This is a genomic window from Kitasatospora sp. NPDC059462, assembly GCF_042749955.1.
Lineage (GTDB): Bacteria > Actinomycetota > Actinomycetes > Streptomycetales > Streptomycetaceae > Kitasatospora.
Map to the genome: position 1 here is coordinate 1 of NZ_JBHYUU010000124.1, position 6,674 is coordinate 6,674.

General features: G+C 75.1%; 8 protein-coding genes. 2 read left to right on the forward strand and 6 right to left on the reverse strand.

Annotated elements, in window-relative coordinates:
- The 4 genes from ACFXAM_RS26500 to rimP all read right to left on the reverse strand — a co-directional run.
- The coding region (locus ACFXAM_RS26500; protein WP_380294785.1) for a translation initiation factor IF-2 N-terminal domain-containing protein at positions 1 to 351 on the reverse strand (351 nt) is incomplete at its 3' end.
- A gap of 212 nt (positions 352 to 563) precedes the next feature.
- Entirely contained in the window at positions 564 to 809 is a 246-nt protein-coding gene (locus tag ACFXAM_RS26505; protein WP_375969135.1) for a YlxR family protein, read from the reverse strand.
- Between the two features lie 127 nt (positions 810 to 936).
- The gene (gene nusA, locus ACFXAM_RS26510; RefSeq protein ID WP_380294787.1) at positions 937 to 1,938 is read right to left on the reverse strand and encodes a transcription termination factor NusA; all 1,002 of its coding nucleotides are present in this window, start codon (positions 1,936 to 1,938) and stop codon (positions 937 to 939) included.
- Between the two features lie 2 nt (positions 1,939 to 1,940).
- Complete coding sequence (rimP, locus tag ACFXAM_RS26515; RefSeq protein ID WP_380294789.1) at positions 1,941 to 2,468, reverse strand: ribosome maturation factor RimP; 528 nt, start codon at positions 2,466 to 2,468, stop codon at positions 1,941 to 1,943.
- Between the two features lie 295 nt (positions 2,469 to 2,763).
- On the opposite strand from rimP, the gene ACFXAM_RS26520 reads away from it, so the two are divergent.
- A complete protein-coding gene (locus tag ACFXAM_RS26520) occupies positions 2,764 to 3,696 on the forward strand; it encodes a ferritin-like domain-containing protein (protein ID WP_380294791.1) in 933 nt (310 codons plus the stop codon).
- 368 nt (positions 3,697 to 4,064) lie between these two features.
- Complete coding sequence (locus ACFXAM_RS26525) at positions 4,065 to 4,991, forward strand: aminoglycoside phosphotransferase family protein (protein WP_380294793.1); 927 nt, start codon at positions 4,065 to 4,067, stop codon at positions 4,989 to 4,991.
- Here the strand turns inward: ACFXAM_RS26525 and ACFXAM_RS26530 are convergent.
- Positions 4,964 to 5,530, reverse strand: coding sequence for a GNAT family N-acetyltransferase (locus tag ACFXAM_RS26530; RefSeq protein WP_380294794.1), 567 nt, complete (start codon positions 5,528 to 5,530; stop codon positions 4,964 to 4,966). The two genes, ACFXAM_RS26525 and ACFXAM_RS26530, sit on opposite strands and share 28 nt — an antisense overlap.
- A gap of 68 nt (positions 5,531 to 5,598) precedes the next feature.
- Positions 5,599 to 6,474, reverse strand: a complete 876-nt coding sequence (locus ACFXAM_RS26535) for a GNAT family N-acetyltransferase (RefSeq protein ID WP_380294823.1) — start codon at positions 6,472 to 6,474, stop codon at positions 5,599 to 5,601.
- Between the last annotated feature and the right edge of the window lie 200 nt (positions 6,475 to 6,674).

Genomic DNA, 6,674 nt, shown 5'->3' on the forward strand with positions numbered 1-6,674 from the left:
CGCCTTGGGCGCGGCCGGGGCGGCCGGCGCCGGGGCGGCGGCCGCGGGGGTCGGACGGGGACCGGGGGCCGCGGGGCGCGGACCCGGGGTCGGGGCACCCGGCTTGGGTGCACCCGCGGCCGAACCGGCCGCGGGCTGGGGCGCCGCGGGCTTCCGCGGGCCCGGCTTGGCAGCAGAGCCACCACCGGTGGGGGCAACGCCAAGCGCGTCAGTCAACTTGCGTACGACCGGCGCCTCGATCGTCGAGGACGCCGAACGGACGAACTCGCCCAGCTCGGTGAGCTTGGCCATGACGGCCTTGCTCTCCAAGCCAAGCTCCTTGGCGAGTTCGTAAACCCGGACCTTAGCCACTTCACTCCTGTCTATGAGTCCGGGGGTCTCGTCCGCCGGACTGTCGCTACTTCATGGGCGTACCCATCGCGTACTCATCGCGTACTCATCGAGTGCTCATCGCAATCTCGACCTACTTCCACATCGCGAGGTACCTGACTGGTGGCACGGCGTACGGCTGCCCGTGCGCCGTGCTTGTTGCGGTGGTTCTCCGCCGCGCGAGCGGCGGGCCGTCACGGGGAGCTGTCGCTCACCCGCTCCTCGATGAACTCGCGGAGCCGCCCGGTGTCGAGCGCGCCCTGGAGCCGGAAGGCCCGGGGGAACGCCCGTCGGCGGACCGCGAGGTCGAGGCAGGCCGGTTCGGGGTGCAGGTGTGCGCCCCGGCCCGGCAGTGCGCCACGTGGATCAGGGACGCAGACGCCCTCGACCGCCGTGACACGCAACAGCTGGTGCTTGGCCGCGCGCTTGCGGCAGCCCACGCAGGTGCGTTCCGGGCGTGCTCGGACATGCGTCCGGCCAGACGAAGGCAAGTCTACCCCTCCGAAGGGACATGGCGCCGCCCCGCCGGTCCCGGAGGGAACGGCGGGAACACTGCGACAACAACGACTACTGGGCCGCGGATTCCTGCTCGCCGCCCTCGGTGTCCGGCCGGATGTCGATCCGCCACCCGGTGAGACGGGCGGCCAGACGGGCGTTCTGCCCCTCCTTGCCGATCGCCAGCGACAGCTGGTAGTCCGGCACGATCACCCGTGCGGAGCGCTGGGCGGCGTCGACGATCTCCACACTGGTCACCCGGGCGGGGGACAGCGCGGCGGCGACCATCTCGCGCGGGTCCTCCGACCAGTCGACGATGTCGATCTTCTCGCCGTGCAGCTCGCCCATCACCGCGCGCACCCGGGAGCCCATCGGACCGATGCAGGCGCCCTTGGCGTTCAGCCCCTGGCGGCGCGACCAGACCGCGATCTTGGTCCGGTGGCCGGCCTCACGGGCGATCGCCGCGATCTCCACGCTGCCGTCCGCGATCTCCGGGACCTCCAGCGCGAACAGCTTCTTCACCAGGCTCGGGTGGGTGCGCGACAGCGTCACCGACGCCCCGCGCACGCCCCGGCGCACGGCCACGACGTAGCACTTCAGCCGGGTGCCGTGCCGGTAGTCCTCGCCCGGGACCTGCTCCTGCGGCGGGAGGATGGCCTCCAGCTTGCCGATGTCGACCAGCACGTTCTTCGGGTCGTTGCCCTGCTGGACGACACCGGTGACGATGTCGCCCTCCTTGCCCGCGTACTCGCCGAAGGTCTGGTCGTCGGCGGCGTCGCGCAGCCGCTGCATCATCACCTGCATGCCGATGCTGGAGGCGATCCGGCCGAAGCCGCTCGGGGTGTCGTCGAACTCCTTCGGCTCGACGCCCTCCTCCAGCTCCGACGCGTCCTCGGTCGCCCACACCGTCACGTGGCCGGTCCTGCGGTCCAGCTCGACCCGGGCGCGGCGGCGCGAGCCCTCGGTGCGGTGGTACGCGGTGAGGAGGGCCGACTCGATCGACTCGACCACGAGGCCGAAGGGGATGTTCTTCTCGCTGACCAGCGTGCGCAGGGCACTCATGTCGATGTCCACGGCTACGCCTCCTCGTCTTTCGTCACGTTCTCGTCGAGCAGCAGCTCGTCGTCCTTGCGGTTGAACTCCACCTGGACCCGGGCCCGGGCGACCTCGCCGTACTCCAGCCGGCGCTCCTTGGGCCGGCCGCGGCCCTTCACGGGCTGCACCTCGACCAGCGCGCCGTCCTCGTCCGCCTCCAGCACCCGCGCGACGATCTCCCCGCCGTCGACGAGGTGGATGGCGGCCAGCCGGCCCTCGGCGCGGATCCAGTGCCGCGGGGCGCTCAGCGGCCGCTCCGCGCCCGGCGAACCGACCTCCAGGACGTACGCGCCGGCCCCCATCACGTCCGACTCGTCCAGGGCGTCGCCGACCACCCGGCTGAACTCGGCGATGGTGTCCAGGTCCACGCCGCCGTCGGCGTCCACGTCGATCTGCACCTGGCGGCGGCTGCCCGCCTGGGCGACCTTGACGTCCTCCAGGTCCAGGCCCGCCTGCGCGGCCAGCGGCTCCAGCAACGCGCGCAGCCGGTCGATGTGGGTGGTGCTCATCCGGGTGGACTCCTCGGCCGCGTCTGCTGTTGTCGGAAGGTCGCCCCGCACCCCCGGCGCCGGTGCGGCGCGCGGCCGGGTCGCGGCAGCTCGGCCCAAAGCCTAGCCGGTGAACCCCCCAACCACCGATTCCGGCCCCGGCCCCGCCCCGACCGGTGCGAGCAAGCTCACACCGCCCGCACGCCCCCGGCGCGAACGCAATCCATGCCCACAGACGTAAGGATTCTGTAATCATTCACGCCATCGAGGGCAGGCGGGCAGGCCGTCCTCCCGTACACGCCCCGGAGTGACACCCATGCAGCCGCCCAGCCGACGGACCTTCCTCACCCTCGGGCTGCTCCTCACCGCCGGCACGGCCCTCACCGCCTGCACCGACGGGCACGGCACCGACAGCGCCCCGGCCGGCGACCAGCGCCGCCCCGACCCCGACGAGCCGGTCCGCCTGCGCGCCGTCGCCGCCACCGACACCCTCCTGGCCGGCTACGACGCCCTCCTCCCCCAGGCCCCCCAGCTCCAGCCGCTGCGCGCCGAGGTCGCCCAGCACCGCGCCGCCCTCCAGCCCACCACCACCAGCCCCGCCACTCCCCCCGGCACCGCCGCCCCCACCACCCTCGCCGAGCTGGCCGCCCTCGAACGCCGGACCGCCCAGTCCCGCCTCGCCGACCTCGGCGCCGCCTCCCCCCAGCTGGCCCGTCTGCTGGCCTCCGTCTCCGCGGCCGGCGTCCTGCACACCCTCGCCCTCGGCGACCCCGCCCCGTCGGCGGCCCCCGCCCCGACCCCCTCCGCCACCCCCGGCGAGCCGGCCACCGCCTTCCAGGACGCCCTGGGCGCCGAACACGCCGCCATCTACGGCTACGGCGTGGTCGGCGCCCGCCTCACCGACGACCAGCAGCGCACCGACGCCCGCACCACCCTGGCCGCCCACCAGTCCCGCCGCGACGCCTGGCAACGCCTCCTCACCGGCACCGGCGCCACCCCCACCGCCGCGGCCCCCGGCTACCAGCTCCCCTTCCCGGTCACCGACGCCCCCACCGCCACCCGCCTCGCCGCCCACCTGGAAACCCGCCTCACCACCGTCTACGCCGACCTGGTCGCCGCCGTCCCCGCCCCCCACCGCCCCCTCGCCGCCGACGCCCTCCGCGAATGCGCCCTCCGCGCCCACCATTGGGGCGCCACCCCCACCCCCTTCCCCGGCTTCCCCACCCCCAGCACCACCCCCACCCCCTGACCAGGCACGCAGCCCGATCAAGCCCCCACCCAACCCCCACCTCACCCACCCACCCCCACGCCCCACCCCCCACCCCCCACCGAGCGAGAGGGATGCGCTGCGGGAGGGGGCGGCGTAGGGGGTGGCTGCGGAGGGGGGCGTTGCGGGTGATTTTCGGACTGCCCACGGCGAGCACCCCGCCCCCACGGTGTCGGCAGTCGGAAAATCATCCAGCCCCCCGGAGCGGCCACCCCCGGAGCCGACCCCGCACCCACCCTCCCGGGAGCCGTCCTGCACACCCCCACCCCGCGTCGCCACCCCGCCCCATCCCCCCCATAACCGACAATGGACCCGTACCACCCCAGGGGACCCGCCACCGGAAGGCCACCATGTCGGCAGCACCAGGACCGATCACCGTCCCCGACTGGCTCACGCGAAGCGTCACCGCGACCCACCCCGCCGAGGCCCCCGCCTGGCTGGCCGGCCTCCCCGCCCTGGTCTCCGAACAGCTGGCCCGCCTCGCCCTCACCCTGGACCGCGTCCTCGACCCCGGCGGCACCCACAGCCTCGTCGCCTACGTCCACCGCGACGACGACCTCACCCCCGCCACCCTCAAGGTCTCCCTCCGGACCCCCGCGACCGCCCACGAGCCCGAAGCCCTCACCGCCTGGGCCGGCCGCGGCGCCGTCCTCCTCCTGGACGCCCACCGGACCGCCACCTCCGGCGTCCTCCTCCTGGAACGCCTCCACGGCGAGATCCCCCTCCGCTCCCTCGCCGAGCCCAAGGCGATGCTGGAAGCCACCAGCCTCCTCCACCGCCTCTGGCTCCCCCTCCCCGAAGCCTCCTCCCTCCCCGCAGCCCCCGCCCTCCCCGACGACGCCCCCGCCCTCCCCGACGAGGCCCCCGCCCTCCCCGACGAGGCCACCCCCCTCCTCACCGAGGCCAGGGAAACCGCCACCGCCCTCACCGCCTCCGCCGCCGAGCGGTTCCTCCTGCACGGCGACTTCCACCACGGCAACGTCCTCGCCGCCGACCGCGCCCCCTGGCTGGCCATCGCCCCCCGCCCCCTGGCCGGCGAACGCGCCTACGACCTGGCCCGCCTGGTCCTCGACCGCGCGGACACCCTGGTCGGCTCCCCCGGCCTGCCCGGCGCCGTCCGCCGACGGCTGCACCAGCTCGCCGAAGCCCTGGACGTCGACCGCGACCGCCTCCGCGGCTGGACCCTGGTCCGCGCCGTCGACCTCGCCCTGGCCGCCCTCGCCGCCGGCCGCCGCCCCGAGGCCGAGCTCTACCTGGAGTTCGCCGGCGTGCTCTGAGACGCCCCGGCCCCGCCCGTCCCCCGCAACGGCAACGGCGCCCCCATCACCGCGTACCGCCGCTCCGTGTTGGGGAAGTGCACGGCCCGCGCGAGGTCCCGGTACCCCAGCGCCCGGTAGAGCCGCCGCGCCGGCGTCTCGGCGTCGATCGCGGAGAGGATGCTGCGGTCCATCCCGGACCGCGCGGTGAGCGTGCGGATCAGCGCCGAGCCGACCCCCCGCCCCTGGAACTGCGGCAGCACGTGCAACTCGGTGACCGCGAAGACCCCGTCCAGCCAGTCCCCGTGCCCCCGGGCGACCAGATAGGGCTCGATCACCGTGCTCCACCAGTGCTCACGGTGGTTGGGCATGCCGTACCCGAACCCGACCAGCCGCCCCCCGTCGAACGCCCCCAACGCGATCACCCCGGGCTGCTGCGCGTGCCGCCCGACGATGTGCAGCCGGACCATGACCTCCTCCGGCGTCAGCCCGAACGCCACCGCCTGGACGTCCAGCGCCTGCGGAGCCCACGCCCCGAGGTCGATGGCCTCGATCACCACCCCGGCACCCCCCTCGGCACCCCCGCCCCGCCACTTCGCGTCCCGTTCCACGTCCCCGCCCCCGCCCCTCAGAACAGCACGCTCATGAACGCCCCGACCTCCCGGAACCCCACCCGCCGGTACGCGGCCCGAGCCCGCAGGTTGTAGTCGTTGACGTACAGCGAGACCACCGGCGCCACCTCCCGCAGCGCGATGTCCAGCACCGCCGCCATCCCGGTCTCGGAGAGCCCCTGCCCCCGGTGCTCCGGCGCCACCCAGACCCCCTGGATCTGGCAGGCCCCCGCCGTGACGGCCCCGATCTCGGCCTTGAAGACGACCTCCCCGCCCTCCCCGAACCGGGCGAACGAGCGCCCCGTGGAGACGAGTTCGGCGACCCGGGCCTGGTAGAGCAGCCCCCCGTCCCCGGCCAGCGGGGAGACCCCGACCTCCTCGGTGAACATCGCCACACAGGCCGGCATCAGGGTGTCGATCTCGTTGCGCCGCACCCTGCGGACCAGCGGATCCGGCCCGATCTCCGCGGACGGCACGCTCGTCGACAGCAGCGGCTGGTGCGCCCGGACCTCCCGGGCCGGCCCCCAGCTGCGCTCCAGCAGTGCCCACAGCGCCGCCGTGGGCCCGGCCGGGCCCACGATGGAGGAACAGCGGCGCCCCTGGCGCCGGGCACGCTCCGCGAAGGCCTGGACGGCCTGCGGGCCGGCGTTGACCAGCACCAGGTTGGCCCCCGCGTAGCAGAGGGCGTCGAGTTCGCCGTTCTCGTCGTACCAGCCCCACATCTCGCCGCCGAGCCGCCACGGGTCGAGGCCGACGGCCTCCACCCGGGTGGCGACGAAGGCGTTGGCGACCGGGTCGCGGTGGAGGACGGCGAGGGCGTCGGCGAGGTCCGGTGGTTCCAGCACGCGGGTGGTCGCCAGGGCGCGGGCGGCCTGGAACGAGCTGGGGAGCATCACACCTCGATCGAGCATCGAGACAGCACCTTACTGAGACGACTCTGGCCGCACCCTACTCCGTGCCCCCACCCGGATACGGCCGCGGGGGGGGGGGGGGGCCGGCCGGGCCCCGGCCCGGGGAGCTGCGCGCGCCCCCCCCCCCCCCGCGGGGGGGGAGGGCCCCGCGGGGGGGGCGGGGCGCCCGGGGCGGCGCCCCC